Origin of the sequence: Pedobacter endophyticus (assembly GCF_015679185.1) — a bacterium.
In the GTDB taxonomy this organism is placed as follows: domain Bacteria; phylum Bacteroidota; class Bacteroidia; order Sphingobacteriales; family Sphingobacteriaceae; genus Pedobacter; species Pedobacter endophyticus.
Genome location: NZ_CP064939.1, coordinates 1,718,456 through 1,738,926 on the forward strand (window position 1 = coordinate 1,718,456; position 20,471 = coordinate 1,738,926).

Consider the following 20,471-nt stretch of genomic DNA (forward strand, 5'->3'; position numbering starts at 1 on the left):
AAAATGAAGAAAGTACTATTCATAGACCGCGACGGAACGTTAAATATTGAGCCAGATGATGAACAGGTAGATAGTTTTGCGAAGTTGAAATTTTACCCCCGCTCGCTTTATTACCTTTCGAAAATTGCGGCCGAAATGGATTACGAATTGGTTATGGTAACCAATCAGGATGGACTGGGAACTCCGTCCAATCCTGAAGAAAACTTCTGGCCCATTCATAACTTTATGTTAGACACATTCGCTGGCGAAGGCGTAAATTTTAGTGAGATCATTATCGACAGAACTTTTGCGAAAGACAACGCCCCAACCCGAAAGCCAGGCACGGGCCTATTGACAAAATATTTGGGCGGCGATTATGACTTGAAAAACTCATATGTTATCGGCGACCGACTAAACGATGTGGTTCTGGCAAAAAATTTAGGTGCAAAAGCAATATTTCTTCGTCAAAATGATGCCCTGGGTTCTACCGAAGCTTTAGATAAGCACGAAACCCTGCTCGATATTATAATTTTGGAAACCCAAAAATGGGAAGATATTTACAATTTGCTCAAAGCTGGAAGCAGAAAAATAAGCCACGTTCGCAAAACCAATGAAACGGATATTGCCATTAACCTGGACCTTGACGGAACAGGAAAAGCGAAAATTGAAACAGGCTTAAACTTTTTCGATCACATGCTGGATCAAATTGCCAGGCACGGAAGTGTAGATTTGGAAATTCTAGCCAAGGGCGATTTGCATATCGACGAGCACCATACGATAGAAGACACCGGAATTGCACTTGGCGAAGCATTTGCCAAAGGTTTGGGAAATAAGCTCGGCATTGAACGCTATGGTTTTTGCTTGCCTATGGACGATTGTTTAGCGCAAGTGGCCATAGATTTTGGCGGCCGCAACTGGATTGTTTGGGATGCTGAATTTAAACGAGAGAAAGTAGGCGACATGCCAACAGAGATGTTTTATCACTTTTTCAAGTCGTTCAGCGATGCCGCAAAATGTAATTTAAACATAAAAGCAGAAGGCGATAACGAACATCACAAAATTGAGGCTATCTTTAAGGCTTTCGCAAAAGCGATTAAGATGGCGATTAAGCGTGATGCCGAAAAAATGGTTCTGCCGAGTACAAAGGGAATGCTTTAAAGGTTGAGGGTTAAAAGGTAAAAGGCTGAGGGTTTAAGATGCACAGAACATCATATAATAACTCCCATAGCAATGAAAATCTTTTTGCTTTGTAGTGCCTTTGACACAGGACTCCTTAACCTTTGAAAAACTGACATTCGTTTTCAAATTAATAGACAAAGTATTGAGTCTTGATACTCGATACTAAATACTTGATACTAAAATGATTGGAATAGTAAATTACGGCGCTGGCAACATTTTCTCTTTAACTGCAGCTTTGGCACGTTTAAATGTAGCGTACGGCATGGTAAACACTGAGGCTGACCTCGAAAAATATAGCCATATCATCATCCCTGGTGTGGGGCATGCTGGTGCAGCGATGGAAAAGCTAAAGCAAACAGGGCTAATTGAGGCCATAAAGCAATTACAAAAGCCGGTTTTGGGCATTTGCGTAGGCATGCAGCTCATCACCGCACATTCTGAAGAGGGTGATGCGGAACTTTTGGATATCGTACCGGTAAAAACCAAAAAATTCGGTAACACATTGAATATCAAAGTTCCACACATGGGCTGGAATGCGGTGCACCATAAAAACAATTCCTTATTTGAAGGTGTTGAAGATAATGCACAATTTTACTTCGTTCATTCGTACTTTATTGAATATAACCCTACTTTTGACATCGCCTCTGCCAACTACGGTTTACAGTTTTCGGCGGCGGTACAAAAAGATAATTTTTATGGCGTTCAGTTCCACCCCGAAAAATCGGGCAAGGCTGGCGAACAGATATTAAAGAATTTTTCAAACTTAAGCTTATAAAATGTACATAATTCCTGCTATTGATATTTTGGATGGAAAGGTTGTTAGACTTCGTGAGGGAGATTACAACCAAAAAACTGAATACGATGTTTCTATCGCCGATATGATAGAAAAGTATCGTTCAAACGGAACAGATTTCATCCACATTATTGATCTTAACGGTGCCAAAGGCGATTTCAGCAACCAGAAATCCCTTTTCGAAATTATTAAGAAAACCGAAATGAGGGTACAGTACGGTGGCGGGATCCGTACAATTGAGCAGGTAACCAATCTACTTGACGCCGGAATCCACCGTGTTATTGTTGGCACCCAGGCCATTACCAACCCCGATTTTTTGCAACAGTTAAGCGAGGCTTTTGCCAAAAAAGACAATTACGCAAATCGAATTGTAATCGCTATTGATGTTTTGGACGAGGTAATTAAATACTCGGGCTGGATGGAAAGTTCGCCAATTAAATTAATGGATTACGTGGATAAGTGCCTTGCCTTAGGGTTCTTCCGTTTCTTATGTACAGATATCAGCAAAGACGGAAAGCTGGGCGGTGCTGCCATCGAATTGTATAAAAAACTGCTCGAACACTCTCCAATGATCAAATTGATTGCTTCAGGTGGTGTAAGTTCAATGGAAGACATTCATGAGCTGGCCAAATACCCGATTAGAAGCGTAGTTGTTGGAAAGGCAATTTACGAAGACAGAATTACCATCGAAGAGATTAAAGAGTGGAATTTGAGAGCTTTGAGCACTATATAGGGCAAAAAATTAACACGATCGTCATTGCGAGGCACGAAGCAATCTCACATCGGTCGTCACCCTGAATTTATTTCAGGGTCTTTATTTACATAAAAGATGCTGAAATAAATTCAGCATGACGAAAACACAAACAAATGTTATCAAAAAGAATAATCCCCTGTTTAGACGTTAAAGACGGTCGCACGGTAAAGGGCGTCAACTTTGTCGACTTACGCGATGCAGGCGACCCGGTAGAACTCGCCGCTCAATACGCGCAGCAAGGTGCCGATGAATTGGTGTTTTTAGACATTACAGCCACTCACGAACGACGCAAAACCATGGTAGAAATGGTGAAATCTGTAGCACGGCAGCTCAATATTCCCTTTACCATTGGCGGGGGACTTACAGAAATTGCCGACGCGGATGCCCTGTTAAATGCCGGCGCAGACAAAATCAGCATCAACTCCGCAGCGGTACGGAACCCCAAACTCATTGAAGAACTGGCAAACACGTTTGGCGTTCAGTTTGTAGTTTTAGCGGTCGACACTAAACACGTTGACGGCAAAAACAGGGTTCACTTAAACGGTGGGCGATTAATTACTGAACTTGAAACAGAAACCTGGATTAAGCAGGCCGAAAATTTAGGTGCAGGCGAAATTTTGCTCACCTCGATGGATCATGATGGCACAAAATCGGGTTTCGATTGTGAGCTACTCAGCAAAGTAAACCAGATGATTAACATCCCGATTATTGCTTCAGGTGGCGCAGGAAATATGACTCATTTTGCCGAGGTTTTCCAAAAAGCAAATGTCGATGCAGCTCTTGCGGCATCGGTTTTTCACTATGGCGAGATTCTGATTCCGGATTTGAAGCAGGAGCTTAAAAGACAGCAAATTCCAGTTAGAATATAAAACTTAACGCTGTCATCCTGACGAAGGAAGGATCTGCAAGCGATGAAACACCTGCCCGAGTTAGTCGGGGATGCTTCGTTCCTCAGCATGACAGCAAAAACAAATAAAATGACTATTGATGTTAGTACCCTTGATTGGGATAAAACGGCTGGCTTACTTCCAGTAATTATTCAGGACTATAAAACCCTGGAGGTTTTAATGCTCGGTTACATGAATGCTGAGGCGCTCGAAAAAACACAAACTGAAGGTAAGGTTACGTTCTTTTCACGCTCAAAAAACCGCCTTTGGACAAAAGGAGAAACCAGCAACAACTTCCTTTATGTAAAAGAACTTTTTGTTGATTGCGATAACGACACCGTTTTAATCAAGGCTGATGCGGTAGGCCCTACTTGCCATACAGGAAGTCGCAGCTGTTTTAAAACGGAGTTTAATCAAAACTTTATCTTCGAGCTTGAAAACATCATAAATGATAGATACGAAAATCCGGTTGAAGGTTCGTACATCAACAAAATGCGTGGCAAGGGCTTGAACAAAATTGCACAAAAAGTTGGTGAAGAAGGCGTTGAAACTGTAATTGCCGCACTTGCAGAAACGGAAGAAGAGTTAATTGGCGAGGCTTCAGATTTAGTTTTTCACCTGCTATTTTTATTGAAAGAGAAAGGACTATCCATACAAGATATTGCGAAAAATTTAGAGAAAAGGCATAAATAAGGTAGAAGGTAAAAGGTGTAAGGTATAGGGCGCTATCCCGAGCCTGAAGTTAGAGGCAGAGGGTCAAAGGCGTAAGTTAGAAGGCGCTATCCCGAACCAAAAACAAAGCGCTAAATCGCAATTTGTGCTACGTGCAAAAACCTTAGACCTTACACCTTCCGCCTTAAACCTCTATTTCCCTACACCTTTCACCTTAAACCTCCATTTCCCTCCACATTTCGCCTTAAACCTTAATAAACCATGCTTAAACACCTCAAAACCCTTTCTGGCCATCAAAATCCTATTTATGCGTTGGCAAATTCCGATCGCGATGAAACTTTTTTCAGTGCAGGGAATGACAAGGGCGTTGTAGAATGGTCGCTGGAAACGATGGCCTTTGTTAAGGTAATGATGCCCGTTCAAAGTTCGGTGTATTACCTGCATTATTACAACAACCAGCTTTTTGTTGGCGAACGCAGTGGGGCATTCAGTGTGTATGATTTTAATGCGCAAAAGGTAATCGAACGAATTAATGCACACACGAAACCCATTTTCAATATTCAGACGGTTAAAGGCAAAAATGAACTCTTAACTACTGGCGAAGATGGAACAGTTGCCGTGTGGTCGCTTAATGATTTTAAAGAAATATATCGCTTTCAGGCCGCTTATGATACCGTAAGGGCTATTGCAATCTCGCCCGATGAAACCGAAATCGCTTTTGGATGCAAAGACCACTTAATCAAGATTTACAACCTTAATGATTATAGCATCAAACAGAATTTAGACAGCCATTCATTACCGGTTACATCGTTAGCTTACCACCCGGAGGGCAAATACCTGATTTCTGGAAGCAGAGATGCGCAGCTGAAAATTTGGAGCCTACCTAATTACGAGCTTCTGCAAAATATTCCGGCGCATATGTTTACGGTTTATGATATCTCTTTTCACCCAACCCTACCCTATTTCGCAACCAGCAGTCAAGATAAAAGCATAAAAATTTGGGATGCCGAGAACTTTAAGCTGTATAAAATTTTAAGTTTAGAAAAAACAGGCATTGGCCATACACATTCCATCAATAAAATAATGTGGAGCAATGATGGTAAGTATTTAATTTCTACCGGCGATGACAGGCAGTTGATGATTTGGGAAATGGAGGGTTAGGGATTTTCGCGTTTCTTTTCAAGGTCAGCAACATCTGCAATATCAATTTTTCGTCCACTTGATTTCTTATTCTTTATCAATTCGTCCAAGCCAATATAGTTTACTTTCAAATCATCGTCGAGTTCTATTATCAACCTTTCAGAATAAGCTTCTTCAAATATTACTCCGTCTATGCTCGTCAAATATCGATTCTTAAAGGAGGAAAACCAATCTGATTAATTAAGTTTGGTTTCGAAAAGTCTGCTTTAGTAAAGCCAACTGAGGCAAATCCAAAGTCATTAATGACCATTACCATCTTAGATGCATTTTCTTCAGAGATATCAATCCAAACGTCCAAGTCTCCTGTATATCTTGGTTTTCCGTGAAATGCCATAGCATAACCCCCCACAATTAGATAATCTACCTCATATTGGTTAAGAAGCAATAAAAAATCTTCAAAATCATTGGAGAGAATCATTTCCGGATAATAGCTTTTTTAAACTTTGTTTTATCCATTCTTTGTCCAGGCTTTAAAGTTTGATTTATCAGAAAAGTAACCGCTGAAATTCTTTCCTGTGGAGACTTAGTTAGCCAATAATTCAAGTTTTCATATGCCTCATCATGTTCCAGCATATTAAATTTATTCATCACCATGGCCATTTTCCTAACTTTTTGCTCCATAATTTTCAAAATTAATATGAGCAAATATAATGAAAAATAGTAGTTTTTTTTTTTAGGCACAAGTGCACTCAAAACAGTGCTGGCCGAGATTTCCAATCTGATCCTATCTAACACTGGATTTAAAATCCAGAGCTATTTAAATCAGGATTGCAAATCCTGATTAGCGGACAGTGCTGGTCGAGATCCATGCTGGTCGAGATTTCCAATCTCGTCCTATCTAATACTGGATTTAAAATCCAGGGCTATTTAAATCAGGATTGCAAATCCTGATTGGCGGACAGTGCTGGTCGAGATTTCCAATCTCACCCTATCTAATACTGGATTTAAAATCCAGGGCTATTTAAATCAGAATTGAAAATCCTGATTAGCGGACGGTGCTGGTCGAGATTTCCAATCTCGTCCTATCTAATACTGGATTTTAAATCCAGGGCTATTTAAATCAGGATTGCAAATCCTGATTAGCGGACGGTGCTGGCCGAGATGACGAATCGTTTTTAAGGAATATGCTCTCGAAAGCCTAGTTTTCCAACCAAATCATTTGGGTAAAGGCGCCATTGGTTGCGATGTCCCAGGCTTCTACCCTAACCCATTTCCTATCTTTCAGATCTACATTCCAATTAAAGGCTTTGTTTCCGAATGCGGTGGTAGTATTTAAATTGATACGTGTTCGATAAACCTTATTACCATCGCCCGAAATCACTTCTACAAAACTCAAGGGGAAAGTCCAGTTTAATTCCATTTTGATATTTGCCTTGCCGTCTCCTATTTTAAGCGTTTCGCCAGCTCGTTTTCCGTTTATACTGAATGATGGAATTACAATTTCGCCTGTTGAAACAAAAAACTTACCATTTTTAATGGCATCTAACACTGGTTGCCAGCCATCTTTGTAATCGGGCACTTTATCAAGTTCCAGATAATTGGCATTTAAGTGGGCGTACATTTCGTTTTGGTGGGTAATGGTAAAAATATCGGCCTCGGCAATTACATGTTTTTTCAATCCCCAGTTGGCCATGTCATCCATCAGGTTTAGTACACGCTTGCTTAAGGTGGGCAACGACAAATCGCCGGGAATAGCTTTCCAGGCAGCGCCCAAAAAGGTTTCCGATTTGAAGAAATTTTCGTCCTTATATTTGTCGGGATATCCGGTCGAAGCTTTGGTGCGGGCATGCGCAGTCCATGCCAGGCCCTTTTCCTGTTCCAGCAGTTTCAACATTTCTTCCTTGTTCTCTACATGATAAACAGTGCCGTATTTAGGATCTGTCATTGAGAAAGGTTGTTCATCTTTTTTAGACATTACCCAGTAAATGGGTTTGGGAAAAAATGCCAACCAATGACCACCATAAAAATTATTTGCCTCCTCGCCCGGAAGCAATAAAAAGTTCGGGTCCGATAACCGTTTGGTTTGCTTAAAAAGTGCATCCAGTTCGTTTAATCTGGTAGAATCTGGCCCTTTCGGATGCCCCGGTCCGTGAAATTCGGCAAGCTTAACGATGTTTAGCCCGGCTTTTTTCAACACATCAACAAATTCAGGCTTTTCCGGAACGGGCTTTCCGCTCAGAACCACATCAGAGATAAATTCATTGTGAAAGTGGGTGGCCATCGTTTTATAGCCCTTTACAGGAATATAAGTATCGCCATGGGTAAACTTTTTAACTTCGTTAAGTGTGCTTTTTGCATTTTCGAGCGATAAAAGGCAGAAAAAATTGAGTCGCTGCGCTGTTTTTGGTGGTGCATTAAACCAGGGCACAAACCGTTTATCGCCCAATGGATCTTGACGAATACCAATCCCATAATCAGGAATCAAGTTTAAATAATTACTTCCCTTCCATGTGAATTTTAAATTGAAGGCTTCATCCAGTGGATAAAAATACTGGTGTGGCGCTGGGAACAAGGCCAGGCTTCCGTTGGCCTGCTCGCCAATTACAGTGCGGTATTTAACCTCGAGATTTTTGCTTGCTTCTCCTTTAACTGGCTTTTCGCTTTGCATTTCATCTTTTACGTTGCTCCAGGCCACATTTCCCCAAACATTTTGCTTGCAAACCAAGCCTGCATCATATAAAATAGCGGTCGAATCTTTGTCCGTAGCCATTACCGCAGCTACATTAAACAACGGACTTCCGTTATAGGTGGTAATTTCGAGCGTGCCCTTAAAAATCGTCGATTCCACCTCGGCAATAGAAACAATCGTTTGTATTCCCTCAGTACGCACTGTGGCATTCCGCTTGTTGAATTTTACAGCATTTGTAGTGTATGGCCTTGTAGGTACCCGATCGAAAAACACGTCCCAGCCGCCACTCGATGGGCTTAATGTTCGGCTGCCTACCCGAAGCACAAAAGCAGGATCGAGGTTGCTCGTAATTTCTTTAAACGCCCCTTTGTTGCCGAGCTGCAAGCTGGTAAATAAGGGTTTATCTTGTGCTAAATTTAAAATCATTTTACCTGTACTGCCGTTTCCGGCGGGCCACGTTACAATTAATTCCGTTTGTTTGGCCTGTACAACTGCACCATTTTTTTTAACGGCTTTTAGATTAATTAAATTTTGGGCAAATGACAGCTTGCCGCAGAGGATCAGTAAAATTAAAAGTGCTTTTTTCATCAGCTTGAGTAGGGTGATTTGGTTAGAAAGTGCTTTGTTACCGCCAGTAAAACGATAAACCTTTCATTGCCTAAAGTAGCTTTTCTGTTTATCATTTCCATTTATGCCGCTAAAAAATGCGCCTTTAGGCTGTAACAATATTGTGAACAGAACGTATCTAAGTTGCTGTGAAAACGCAAAAAAATATTCTTTATAGTGGCCTGGAAACGATCAACGCCGTGAACATACACCCTTCGACAACGCTTTTAAAAACAATATAAATCGTCATTTCGAGCGCAGTCGAGAAATCTTTGAACCCGACTTTGTTCAAAGATTTCTCTTCCACAGGAGCTCCTGCGGAGCAATCGGTCTAAATGACAGTTCGTGGAAAACTCTGTCACCCCAACTCCTTTGTTTCTTTCAAAAACTGACCGTCGAGGACAACGACCGTTTTTCGTAATGCCATACAGGTCGGCTCTGGTTTAGAACATTGGGCTGCTAATGCTCATGACCTCCCGTATTAGATAATTTGGCGTTGACGAAAAATGCACCTTTGGTTACAACCTGAGCATTCTTTGCCACATCTTGCACAAAGGTTACCGCCGTATAGCCCATATTTGAAACACCCCTTACCACTTCTATTTTTTCGAGACTAATGCCATTGCCAGCAGTCTTTTCATCTTCGTGCGAATGTTCTTCACCTCCTTCTTCCTCGTGGTGTTCTTCTGGCTTTTTATCGGTGACTACAAAAACATAATCTCTGGCATTATCGCTTGCGATGGCCTCGGTAGGCACGGCTGGTGCGGTTACATTATTCAGGCTTACAATCCCTGTAACATTCATTCCATCAATTAAACCGCGTTTGTTTCCCGTTACATCGCAATGCACCGAAACGGTTTTACTCTCATTTTCGAACGATGAGCCAATGCTAAAAACTTTTGCGTCGTACTCGTCAACAGGATTATTTGTTAAGGTAAAATGTATGGTCTGGCCAACTTTTAACAAGGGTAAATCCTTTTCAAACACCTGTAAATCCAGGTGCAGCGAGCTGTTATCTACAATTTCTAAAACGGGAGCAGACACATCAACATAACTGCCAATTTTGGCAAATACATTGCTAACTACGCCCTTGAGCGAGCTTTTAATTACCAGTGTGGTTTTTAAACTATTATTTGATACCGAAGCTGGATTAATGCCCATCAACCTGATCTGTTGCTGCAATGATGCCTTTCGGGTAAGCAGCGAATTTAACTCGGCGGTAGCATTTTGCAAATTCTTCAAAGCTCCCGCATTGCCCGCGTTAAGTTCTTTTTGTCGCTGCACTTCCTGGTCGGCGAAGGTTATCTTGTTGCTTACGGCCAGATATTCCTCTTGTAACTGGATAAACTGTGGATTGGAAATTGTAGCTATTACCTGTCCTTTTTTAACATAATCGCCAATCTGTACATTCAGTGTTTTAATCACACCACCGTACAGCGAAGTGGTATTTCCCCTATTGTTGTTTGGAACCCTAAGTGTACCGTTAGCTTTTATAGTTGCGGTGAGCTCCTTGTTTTCGAGGTTGCCAAATTTTATCCCGGCTGCCTTTATTTGCTCTTGGGTAAGTGTTGCAATGGTTGTTGGTTCTTCCTCGTGCCCGGCCTCTTCAGTTTTTGCCTCTTCTTTTGCGTCTTTATTTTCGCTATTGCTTCCTTTTTCGTTGTTACAAGCGGTAAAAAGCAATAAAGTTAGGGCTACTGTTGCTGTGATCTTGTTTATATAGAATTTCATTGTTATTTATTGATTAATGAATAAATGTTAATTACCGACTGGTTTACCTGTTGAATACTTTGTAAGTAGTTTAGCTTTATATCGGTAGCCGTTTGTAAGGCATAAAGATATTCTACGTAGCTGATATCGCCCGTACGATAGCCCAATTGCGCTGCAGAAACTATTTTTTCTGCATTCGGAAGCGCTTGTTGCTGATAGTAACTGAACCCTTTCAAATTTTGCTGGTATTGCTGCAGCGCATTTTGAAGCTGTTTTTCCAATAATAGCTGTTGCTGCTTCGCGTGGGCTTCTGCGGCTTGCCTTTGGTAATCGAAAGCCCGGGTTTTGAATTTGGTTGCACTGAACAGGGGAATGGAGATTCCGATATTTACCGAACTAAATCTATCGCCCGAATTGAGGTATCGTTCCTGCCCGTTTATAGTATGAAAACCGATTAAAGATTGGTTGACATAACCCAAAGTAAAATCGGGCAACGCTTGTGCCCGCTCTACCTTCTTGTTTTGTTCGGCAATTAAAACATCTTGATAAAGCATTCGTATAGCCGGATGGTTTGCCACGGCATCACTATCGAGCAAAGCACTAATTTGCAGGGGCTTAAATTCGGGTTCGCTGCTGATTTCAAACTGTTCTTTTGTATTCATTAATGCCTGTAGATCCTGATAAGCGTTTTGCAGGTAAACTTCATTTTGTTTCAGCAACAAATTAATCTCGCCTCTTTTCGCTTCAGCGGTGCTAATCTCCACCTTTTTAATGTCGCCCACCTGATATCTCAACTCAGCCACCTTGGTGAAACTGTTATAAAGGCTATCGAGATTCAAGAGCTGCTTTTGATTGTTTTGCAGATACTGTATTTGGTAATAATGCGTCCGCACCTCGGTTTTTAAGTCGAGCGCCGACATTTCGCCTTGCAATTGCTTGCTTTTTACGGTTGCATTCAGGAGCTGCTTTTTAGCACCGAACAAAGTCGGGAAGGGAATCGTTTGCGACGCCTGATACGACTGATCAAATTCCGAACTGTTGTACTGCCCTAACTGAGCGCTAAGATCGAACTTTGGTAGTTCGCCTGCAGACTTGGTTAAGCTTTGGGCAGATTTTACCTCAAAATCCTTCGCCTTAATGTTGCCATTATTTTGCAAAGCGATGTTTATGGCTTCGTTTACGTCGATTATTTTCTTGGTTTGCGAATTGGCAGTGAAACTTATTATTGACAACAACAATAGGCAATAAGCAAGTCGCCAGCGGCGGCAATTAGCAATGGGCAAATCGCTTCGCCTCGCAATTGGCAATTGGCAAATCGCCTGCCTCGAAAATCTGCATGGGGTAAACTTTCTATGTTGCACTTTGCCTGTCGCCCATTGTTCATCGCCCATTGCACATTGTCCATTGCCTTTTGCCAATCGCTCATTTATATATTTCTTCATTTTTTTTTAATATCTATCTGGGTTATTAATGATGTGATGCATTAACCTGCCAACTTTGTTATTTAAAGCATTTAATTTGTCAAATTGCGTTTGTTTGATATACTCACAAGCAAGAGTAAAACCCACCCATACGCTCGTTTCGGAGTTTTCCGCGTCGCAATCCGTCAGTTTTGAGGTGAAATGTGCAGAATATTTCTTTTTTCTATATGCTGCTGCAAGATTTGCGCAGACACTTTTACTACTTCTTCTTATTTGGTCAGTTAACGAATATTTTTCTTCCCTTGGAAAAGATTTACTCATCTCAAAAATTCTCATAGCCTGTTCAAAGGCTTTCTTATATAAAATGGTTTCTTTAAAATTTACTGCACCCATAGTCTAATTGATTTAAATTGATAATTGGCAGGTCGCTCCGCCGAGGCAATTGTTACTGAATGTTGCCAATTGCCGGCTGCTAATTGCTTATTTTGTTTTAACCTTAATCTTCTTACTGAAAATGATGTACAGCAGGGGCAGAACAAAAAGTGTTAAAAGAGTTGCTGTAATTAAACCGCCAATTACAACGGTGGCTAAAGGCTTTTGCACCTCGGCACCTGCACTGGTACTTATTGCCATTGGCAAAAAGCCCAAACTAGCCACAGCCGCGGTCATTAGTACCGGGCGCAACCGCTCTTTAGTTCCTTCCATTACCCGTTTTAAAATATCGGTAACGCCTTCCTTTTCCAGCTGGTTAAACGTTCCTATCAATACAATTCCATTAAGTACGGCCACACCGAACAGAGCAATAAAACCTATGCCTGCACTGATACTGAAAGGCATTCCGCGGATCAGCAATGCAAATACGCCGCCTATGGCACTCATCGGAATTGCCGTAAAAATTAATGTGGCCTGTTTAAGCGATCCGAAAGTAAAGTACAACAGTGAGAAGATGAGCAGCAACGATATTGGCACCGCAATCATTAAGCGTTTGCTGGCTTTTTGCAGGTTTTCAAACTGCCCGCCGTAGGTAAAATAGTAGCCCAGTGGAAGCTTTATCTCGCTATCTAGTTTTTGTTGAATATCGTTAACCACACTTTCTACATCTCTGCCCGACACATTAAAACCGATAACAATTCTACGTTTACTGGCTTCGCGGCTAATTTGCGCAGGACCTAATTTGTAGCCAATGGTAGCCACTTGCGATAGCGGGATCTGGATTCCCGTATTGGTAGGAATCATCATATTACTTACATCGTTTATATCGGTTCGGTAAGCACTATCTAACCTCACTACCAAATCAAACCGTCGTTCGTTTTCAAATACCTGCCCGGCACTTTTACCTGCAAAGGCAGCGCTAACCACGTCGTTTACATCGGCTACGTTAAGGCCGTAATTGGCAAGCCGCGTCCGATCGTATTCGATGTTTATTTGCGGCAACCCGCCTACACGCTCAACTTGCGGCCCGGTGGTTCCGCTTACCGTTTGTATCACCTTGCTCACTTTTTCGGCATAAATGGCCAGGCTATCTAAATCCTCACCAAAAATCTTTACCGCTACATCTTGTCTAATCCCTGTCATCAACTCATTGAAGCGCATTTGTATCGGTTGATTTTTCTCGAAGAACACGCCCGGAATTACCTCCAGTTTCTCGTAAATTTCATCCGCTAGCTGGTCGTACGTTTTTTCGGTTTTCCATTCTTTTTGCGGTTTCAGTATAATCATCACATCCGAAGCTTCGGGCGGCATTGGGTCTGTAGGTACTTCTGCGGCACCGGTTTTACCCACCACCATTTTTACCTCATCGAACTCTTTAATAATTCTCGATGCCTGCATAGAGGTTTCGATGCTTTGTTTTAATGAGCTCCCTTGCGGCAATATGCAGTGAAACGCAAAATCGCCTTCTCTTAACTGAGGAATAAACTCTCCACCTAAGCCACTGAAAATAAATAGCGTACCTGCAAAAAGCAAAACAGTAGCGCCAACAACGGCGTATTTTACCTTAATCACTTTCTGTAAAAGCGGCTGATAAATACCGTGCAGATAATGCATCATTTTATCTGAAATATTTTTTTTATGGCTAACCTTCTTCGATAGAAACTGCGCACACATCATTGGAATATAGGTAAGCGATAAAATTAGCGCACCCAATATGGCAAAGCCAACCGTTTTAGCCATTGGGGTAAACATTTTCCCTTCTACGCCAACCAGCGTAAGTATGGGCAGGTAAACGATTAAGATGATGATCTCTCCGAAGGCGGCACTGTTACGAATTTTAGAAGCAGACAAGAAAACCTCGTCGTCCATTTCCTGTTGCGACAGTTTGTTCAGCGATTTGCGCAGGCCCAAGTGGTGCAATGTGGCTTCAACAATAATTACTGCGCCATCTACAATTAACCCGAAATCAATTGCGCCCAGGCTCATCAGGTTGGCACTAACGCCGAAAACGTTCATCATCCCAAGTGCAAAAAGCAATGCTAACGGAATGGCAGATGCCACAATTAAACCAGCCCTAAAGTTTCCGAGAAACAGCACAAGTACAAAAATCACGATTAATGCACCTTCAATCAGGTTCTTTTCAACGGTACTGATCGCCCGGCCAACCAGTTCGGTACGATCTAAATAGGGTTCGATAATCACATCATCGGGCAGCGATTTTTGGATAACCGGAACTTTTTCTTTTATGCGCTTTACAACTTCGTTGCTGTTTTCTCCTTTAAGCATCATTACCACGCCACCAACTGCATCTACCTTTCCGTTAAAAGTCATTGCGCCATATCTAACGGCACTACCGAAACGTACATCTGCCACATCTTTTATAAAAATGGGCACATTTCCGGTTTCATTCTTAACGCTTATATTTTTTACATCTTCTAACGAGGTAACCAACCCAATACCACGAATAAAATAAGCGTTGGGCTTTTTATCGATATAGGCTCCTCCGGTATTTTGGTTATTATTTTCGAGCGCATTAAAAATATCGGTAATGGTTATGCTCATTGCCCTTAAGCGGTTGGGGTTAACCGATACCTCGTACTGTTTTAGTTCGCCACCGAAACTGTTTACTTCGGCTATGCCTTTGGTTCCATTAAGTTGGCGGGCCACAATCCAATCTTGCATCGTACGCAAATCTCTGCTGCTATACTTGCTTTCACTGCCTTTTTTGGGGTGTAAAATGTATTGGTACACTTCGCCGAGGCCAGTACTTACCGGTGCCATTTCGGGCGTGCCGATTCCTTTCGGGATTTTTTCGCCGGCTTCTTTTAACTTTTCACCCACCAGTTGGCGGGCAAAGTAAATATCTACATCATCGTTAAAAACAACGGTAATAACCGAGAGGCCGAACCTCGAAATACTTCGGGTTTCCTCTAAATCGGGTAAATTGGCAATGCTTTGTTCAATAGGAAAGGTAACCAACTGTTCTACTTCCTGACCTGCCAACGTAGGGCAAACGGTAATAATCTGCACCTGATTATTGGTAATATCCGGCACAGCATCAATGGGTAACTTAGTTGCGCTCCACACGCCCCAAATAATTAACAACAAGGTCATTATGCCAATAACAAGCTTGTTATTAATACTAAATTTTATAATACGATCTAACACTATAATTATGATTAATGATTGATACAAAGAAATTCGAGTGCTTTTTGCAGAAAGCAAAAAACAGCGATATGCACGCGATTACGACATGTAAAGCACACCAGTGCATTACATGATCACAAATGGTACATCAAATAAGAAATTGTATTAGGCACTAACCTTTGGCGGCTGCCAAATATTTCCGTAGTAATTGGAAAGGAGAAAAGAGCTTCTGATTGGAAATTTAATAAATGAGAATAAAGGAAGTCGTTCGTTTTTGGTATATGAAGCTGCAATTTTTGAATGGGCAGCAATGCTGCAACAATTACAGGTGCAAAAAAGACTGCAAAAATCGTTTGAATCGTTTTGGTGATTGTGAGATTCTACAAGCTCCGAGCTGGAGCTATTGCTGGTAGTGCGCTGGCATTCGTTAACCGCATCGCTACATGGCATTACGGATAACGCCAGCATGTAAATGCCAAATATGATCAAAAGAGCCTTCATTTCTGCCTAAGATAGCAAATAGGAATGATATTCCATAAAATAATTTGAAAATGAAAACTCAGGAACCTAGAAAAAGCCTGGCATCTGCCTTCGCTTTTTCACAGATGTCGGATATAATCCTTAAACAGCTGTTAATTTCAGTTGCGCTAAGTGATTGGTGCTCCATGGCCTTTAAATGTTTCTCGAGCCAAGGGTTCAGCCCCATTACTGCAACGGTTGATAGGGTATGGTGGGCGTGCTTTTTTAAAGCGTCTAAATCTTTATGTTCTGCGTGTTTTGCTAGTGCAGATAAATCATCGTCGATGAGGTGTAAGAACCTTTCGGCTATTTCACGCTCAAATTCGACATCGCCCATACTAATTTCGTGCAGGTAACTTAAATTAATTACCTGGTATAACGGCGGCCGGGCATTTGGCAGATTTTGATTGCTATTAGGTTCCATTTATTTGGGTTACAGAACTTGCATCCGCTTGTTCAACACCGCTTTATAAGCGTCGGAAACAGGAATAAAGCTCTTATTTATAATCAGAGTACTGCCTTCAACGGTATCGATTTTTCCCACATTAACAATAAACGACCTGTGAACCCGTAAAAAGAAATCGCCCGAAACCTTGCCCTCCACAGATTTTAACGACGAATAAATGGCATAGGTTTTACTTGCGGTGCCTATTTTAACATAATCGCCCTGCGCTTCAAAATATTCAATATCGGTTAATTTTATTCGTCTGATGATGCTCGAATCTCTGATAAAGATAAACTCATCTTGTTTTGAGGGCACAAATACATCCTGATTTTTGAAAATCTCTTTCGCCTTGATTATCGATTTCAAAAACCGATCGAGCGTTACCGGTTTGGTTATAAAATCTACAACATTTAAATCGTAGGCATCGGCCGCATATTCGCGGTTTCCACTGATAAAAATAATCAACGGTCTTTTATCGCCCAGTCCTTTAACCAGGTCAATCCCCGAAACTTCGGGCATTTCGATATCAAGGAAAATGAGATCGATTTTTTGACCTGCAATTATCTTATAAGCATCTCCGGCATTTGCGCATTCCGAAATTAGCTTAAGCGAGTCTTCAAATTTTATCAGTTGTTTAAGTGTGCTTCGGGCAATTTCGTGGTCATCAACGATTAAGCAGTTCATTTTGTAAGGCTAACGAAAAATAAATCTAAGCATTCGGATCAGGAAATTTTATATCGGCGAGCGATTGAATAAAATGAACACTTTATTTCCGTTTCAAAAAACCGAAGTGATTTTTTAACACGTATATACAGCCATTCGTCACGCATTATTGCCTTTTTAACGAGAACATATGGGCCAAACAGGCGAAAACAAGCACATTTGTATCATATTAATACAAATAATTATTCCAACAAAAAAAAATAAAAACAGCTATGAACACGATTAAAAACATTTTATTAGCCTCTACAACTCTACTTATATCATTTACAGCAAGCGCCCAAAGTTTTAAAGAACCTGTAGCCTTTAAATTAAAGAACGAAATGAACATCATCGTTTCGGAACATGCAGCTTCGCCAAAAGCCTATGCCAGCTTTACGTTAGATACGGAACAATTCGCAGGAAAAAAGAACGGTATTGTGGAGTTATTTAATGCAGTACTGAATGAAAGCGCTGCCAAAAACGCAAACACTTCTTTTAAAGATAACAGTGGAAAATTGGCTACTGCAAACACGAGCTTTGATGCGGAATTGACTGAAATGGCGGCATTGATCCAAAATGCAGCGTTAACTCAAACCAACTTTAATGCAGCAAAAGCCAAATTGCTGTTGAGCTTAAGGGCTCAGGATTATGATTACGACGAAACAGTTACGGAAGAATCGATCAACGAATTAACTTTTGCCGATATAAAAGAATTTTATGCGCAAATTTCTCCCGAAAAAACTTTTTTAACCATCGCCGGAAATGTTGATTTAAAATCGGCAAAGGCATCTGCCAAAAAAGCTTTCGAAAACTGGGGCGCTGTTAATATCGATTAAAAGCCAGCCTAGTTAAATAGGTAAGTGCACGATAACATTCAGTTAAACACTTGCAGTTGTATTGTATTGCTAAACCAAGCGTAAGGTTCCTTGATTTTTCAAGGGGCCTTTTTTTGTGTACACGCTGGATCATCGATTTATTTTGATGTAACATCAATATCGACTTTTGTGTAGTGGTTTCGTTTTACAATGAATCATTCAATATCTTAGTGAGCAAAATTCTTCCATCGATGAAAAAACTTTTCCTATCCTTTTTTATAGTAGCTTTTTATCTATCACTTCAGGCGCAAACCATTGTTCAGCGCAATGCGGACATCGACAATATGGTAAAGGCTGTAAATCAAGATTCGCTAAAATCGTACATCACTAAAATGGTTTCGTTCGGCACGAGAAACACGTTGAGCGATATTACGAGCAAAAGTAAGGGCATTGGTGCAGCCAGAAATTGGGTGGTGGGCAAGTTTAACCAGTTTGCGGCGGGAAGCAACGGACGACTAACGGCCTACCTTGATACGGTAACAATAGCGCCGGACGCGAAACGGGTAGACAAGCCTACGCTGTTGGGAAATGCAGTTGCCATTTTAAAGGGAACGGATGTAAGCGATAAACGGGTGTATGTGGTTAGTGGTCATTTAGATAGCCGGGTAACGGATGTAATGAACAGGACAAGCAATGCACCGGGTGCAAACGACGATGGAAGCGGGGTTGCTGGTGTTATTGAGGCGGCAAGGATTATGAGCAAATATAACTTTCCGGCTACGATTATATTTGTTGCAGTTAGCGGCGAAGAACAATCGCTTTTAGGCTCGGGCTTTATGGCGAGAAAGGCAAAAAAAGAAAACTGGAATATCGACGCGATGCTTAATAACGACATGATTGGCAGTAACAACAGCAGCGAAACACAAATTATTGATAATACAAAACTCCGGGTTTTTAGCGAGGGCTTACCCAGTTTTGAGTTAGAAAAAAATGCAAAATACATTCGCCAGTTCGGATTAGAGAACGATGGAAAAAGCCGTCAGCTGGCACGGTATGTTAAGGAAATCGGCGAGCGTTATGTAGACCAGCTGGAAGTTAAACTAATTTACCGAAACGACAGGTTTCTGCGTGGCGGCGATCACTCTCCATTTGTAGAGAACGGCTTTACCGCAGTGCGGATTACGGAAATGAACGAGAACTTCGATCATCAACATCAAGACTTAAGAACTGAAAACGGTGTACGCTACGGAGATTTGCAAGAATTTATGGACTTTGAATACCTGCGGAAAAATACGGCGGTTAACATTGCGGTGTTAGCCAATTTGGCCAAAGCCCCAACCTCGCCAATTGATGTAAAAATAGATGTGAAAAACCTGAGCAATTCATCTTTCTTATACTGGAAAGCGCCCGAAAAAGGAAAGGTAAAAGGCTATTATGTGTTGATGCGTGAAACCAGTAGTCCAACCTGGGAAAAGAAATTTTATACCACTGCAACGGAGCTAAGGATTCCTTATAGTAAGGATAATTACCTGTTTGCTGTGCAAAGCGTAGGAATTGACGATAACGAAAGTTTGCCTATGGTGCCTGGGATTGGACGGTGATGAGTTGGGAGTTGGGAGTTTTGAGTTGGGAGTTTTGAGTTGGGAGTTTTCAGTTCGCAGTTTTCAATGACCAATGAACTAATGACCAATTATTCACATAAGTCATCCGATGAATACTTGCATGTCGCTCTATATTCATCGGATGACTTACACGACCAGTGACTAATGAACCAATGTAAGTCATCCGATGAATACTTGCATGCCGCTCTATATTCATCGGATGACTTACACGACCAAGGAACTAATGACTAATGAATCAATTATTCACATAAGTCATCCGATGAATACTTGCATGCCGCTCTATATTCATCGGATGACTAACACGACCAATGAACTAATGACTAATGAACCAATTATTCACATAAGTCATCCGATAAATACTTGCATGCCGCTCTATATTCATCGGATGACTTACACGACCAATGACTAATGAACCAGTGACTAGTGAACCATTTCAAACAATTATTCTATAAAAGAGTTAAGTAATACAACATGAAATTTCGACCACTCGCATTTATAATCAATATTGCCATTACCTTAAGCATTGGCGCCCTGGGCGGCTGGGCTACGGCAACATCTGTTGAAACCTGGTATAAAACCATAAATAAACCATCGTTTAATCCGCCAGACTGGTTGTTTGGCCCGGTGTGGACGAGCCTTTATATATTAATCGGCATCGCGGCTTATTTGGTGTGGACGAAAAGAGATACAATAACGCATTTTCCCCGCACGGTTGCCATTTATTTAATACAGCTGATTTTGAACCTGGCCTGGTCTTTCATTTTCTTTTACCTGCACGAAATCGGGTTTGCACTGGCCGAGATTATTCTTTTGCTCATCATTATTGTTATCAATGCGCTTATGTTTTATAAAATCCATAAATGGGCGGGTCTGCTTTTTATCCCTTACATCTTATGGGTAAGTTTTGCTTCGGTTTTAAATTACAACATCTTTATATTGAACTAATTTTAAAATAAAAA

The 20,471-nt window shown here is 41.2% G+C and carries 20 protein-coding genes; 9 read left to right on the forward strand and 11 right to left on the reverse strand.

The window, feature by feature from the left end:
• Nucleotides 1–3: 3 nt before the first annotated feature.
• From hisB to IZT61_RS06825, 6 genes are all read left to right on the forward strand, one after another.
• Nucleotides 4–1,137 carry a bifunctional histidinol-phosphatase/imidazoleglycerol-phosphate dehydratase HisB gene (gene hisB / locus IZT61_RS06800; protein WP_196100417.1) on the forward strand — a complete coding sequence of 378 codons (1,134 nt, stop codon included), beginning with the start codon at nt 4–6 and terminating at the stop codon, nt 1,135–1,137.
• Between the two features lie 202 nt (nt 1,138–1,339).
• Entirely contained in the window at nt 1,340–1,933 is a 594-nt protein-coding gene (hisH, locus tag IZT61_RS06805) for an imidazole glycerol phosphate synthase subunit HisH (protein ID WP_196100418.1), read from the forward strand.
• A gap of 1 nt (nt 1,934) precedes the next feature.
• A complete protein-coding gene (hisA, locus tag IZT61_RS06810; protein ID WP_196100419.1) occupies nt 1,935–2,684 on the forward strand; it encodes a 1-(5-phosphoribosyl)-5-[(5-phosphoribosylamino)methylideneamino]imidazole-4-carboxamide isomerase in 750 nt (249 codons plus the stop codon).
• A gap of 134 nt (nt 2,685–2,818) precedes the next feature.
• Nucleotides 2,819–3,574 (forward strand): imidazole glycerol phosphate synthase subunit HisF, encoded by a 756-nt coding sequence (gene hisF, locus IZT61_RS06815; protein WP_196100420.1) that lies wholly within the window; start codon nt 2,819–2,821, stop codon nt 3,572–3,574.
• Between the two features lie 108 nt (nt 3,575–3,682).
• Complete coding sequence (gene hisIE, locus IZT61_RS06820) at nt 3,683–4,285, forward strand: bifunctional phosphoribosyl-AMP cyclohydrolase/phosphoribosyl-ATP diphosphatase HisIE (RefSeq protein ID WP_196100421.1); 603 nt, start codon at nt 3,683–3,685, stop codon at nt 4,283–4,285.
• Between the two features lie 240 nt (nt 4,286–4,525).
• Nucleotides 4,526–5,425, forward strand: coding sequence for a WD40 repeat domain-containing protein (locus IZT61_RS06825; protein ID WP_196100422.1), 900 nt, complete (start codon nt 4,526–4,528; stop codon nt 5,423–5,425).
• On the opposite strand, the gene IZT61_RS22195 is transcribed toward IZT61_RS06825, so the two are convergent.
• The 11 genes from IZT61_RS22195 to IZT61_RS06870 form a co-directional block, all read right to left on the reverse strand.
• Nucleotides 5,422–5,607 carry a hypothetical protein gene (locus tag IZT61_RS22195; RefSeq protein ID WP_230383886.1) on the reverse strand — a complete coding sequence of 62 codons (186 nt, stop codon included), beginning with the start codon at nt 5,605–5,607 and terminating at the stop codon, nt 5,422–5,424. The two genes, IZT61_RS06825 and IZT61_RS22195, sit on opposite strands and share 4 nt — an antisense overlap.
• Nucleotides 5,604–5,882 carry a hypothetical protein gene (locus IZT61_RS22200; RefSeq protein ID WP_230383887.1) on the reverse strand — a complete coding sequence of 93 codons (279 nt, stop codon included), beginning with the start codon at nt 5,880–5,882 and terminating at the stop codon, nt 5,604–5,606. The genes IZT61_RS22195 and IZT61_RS22200 overlap by 4 nt, the downstream gene beginning before the upstream one ends.
• Nucleotides 5,879–6,085 (reverse strand): hypothetical protein, encoded by a 207-nt coding sequence (locus tag IZT61_RS06835; RefSeq protein ID WP_196100423.1) that lies wholly within the window; start codon nt 6,083–6,085, stop codon nt 5,879–5,881. The genes IZT61_RS22200 and IZT61_RS06835 overlap by 4 nt, the downstream gene beginning before the upstream one ends.
• 517 nt (nt 6,086–6,602) lie before the next feature.
• Nucleotides 6,603–8,681, reverse strand: coding sequence for a CehA/McbA family metallohydrolase domain-containing protein (locus IZT61_RS06840; RefSeq protein WP_196100424.1), 2,079 nt, complete (start codon nt 8,679–8,681; stop codon nt 6,603–6,605).
• A gap of 477 nt (nt 8,682–9,158) precedes the next feature.
• Complete coding sequence (locus IZT61_RS06845; protein WP_196100425.1) at nt 9,159–10,430, reverse strand: efflux RND transporter periplasmic adaptor subunit; 1,272 nt, start codon at nt 10,428–10,430, stop codon at nt 9,159–9,161.
• Nucleotides 10,431–10,432: 2 nt separating this feature from the next.
• Nucleotides 10,433–11,851: a TolC family protein gene (locus IZT61_RS06850; RefSeq protein WP_196100426.1), complete on the reverse strand. Its 1,419-nt coding sequence runs from the start codon at nt 11,849–11,851 to the stop codon at nt 10,433–10,435.
• Nucleotides 11,852–11,857: 6 nt separating this feature from the next.
• Nucleotides 11,858–12,223: a four helix bundle protein gene (locus IZT61_RS06855; protein ID WP_196100427.1), complete on the reverse strand. Its 366-nt coding sequence runs from the start codon at nt 12,221–12,223 to the stop codon at nt 11,858–11,860.
• 87 nt (nt 12,224–12,310) lie between these two features.
• The gene (locus tag IZT61_RS06860) at nt 12,311–15,430 is read right to left on the reverse strand and encodes an efflux RND transporter permease subunit (protein ID WP_394370736.1); all 3,120 of its coding nucleotides are present in this window, start codon (nt 15,428–15,430) and stop codon (nt 12,311–12,313) included.
• A gap of 144 nt (nt 15,431–15,574) precedes the next feature.
• Nucleotides 15,575–15,910 carry a DUF6660 family protein gene (locus tag IZT61_RS22575; RefSeq protein ID WP_394370737.1) on the reverse strand — a complete coding sequence of 112 codons (336 nt, stop codon included), beginning with the start codon at nt 15,908–15,910 and terminating at the stop codon, nt 15,575–15,577.
• A 58-nt stretch (nt 15,911–15,968) separates the two neighbouring features.
• Nucleotides 15,969–16,352, reverse strand: a complete 384-nt coding sequence (locus IZT61_RS06865) for a hypothetical protein (protein WP_196100428.1) — start codon at nt 16,350–16,352, stop codon at nt 15,969–15,971.
• A 9-nt stretch (nt 16,353–16,361) separates the two neighbouring features.
• Nucleotides 16,362–17,057 (reverse strand): LytR/AlgR family response regulator transcription factor, encoded by a 696-nt coding sequence (locus tag IZT61_RS06870; RefSeq protein ID WP_196100429.1) that lies wholly within the window; start codon nt 17,055–17,057, stop codon nt 16,362–16,364.
• 251 nt (nt 17,058–17,308) lie between these two features.
• Here IZT61_RS06870 and IZT61_RS06875 point away from each other — a divergent pair, with 251 nt between their 5' ends.
• From IZT61_RS06875 to IZT61_RS06885, 3 genes are all read left to right on the forward strand, one after another.
• Complete coding sequence (locus IZT61_RS06875; RefSeq protein ID WP_196100430.1) at nt 17,309–17,911, forward strand: insulinase family protein; 603 nt, start codon at nt 17,309–17,311, stop codon at nt 17,909–17,911.
• A gap of 230 nt (nt 17,912–18,141) precedes the next feature.
• Nucleotides 18,142–19,491: a M28 family metallopeptidase gene (locus IZT61_RS06880; protein WP_196100431.1), complete on the forward strand. Its 1,350-nt coding sequence runs from the start codon at nt 18,142–18,144 to the stop codon at nt 19,489–19,491.
• A 492-nt stretch (nt 19,492–19,983) separates the two neighbouring features.
• A complete protein-coding gene (locus IZT61_RS06885) occupies nt 19,984–20,457 on the forward strand; it encodes a TspO/MBR family protein (protein ID WP_196100432.1) in 474 nt (157 codons plus the stop codon).
• The last annotated feature ends 14 nt before the right edge of the window (nt 20,458–20,471 follow it).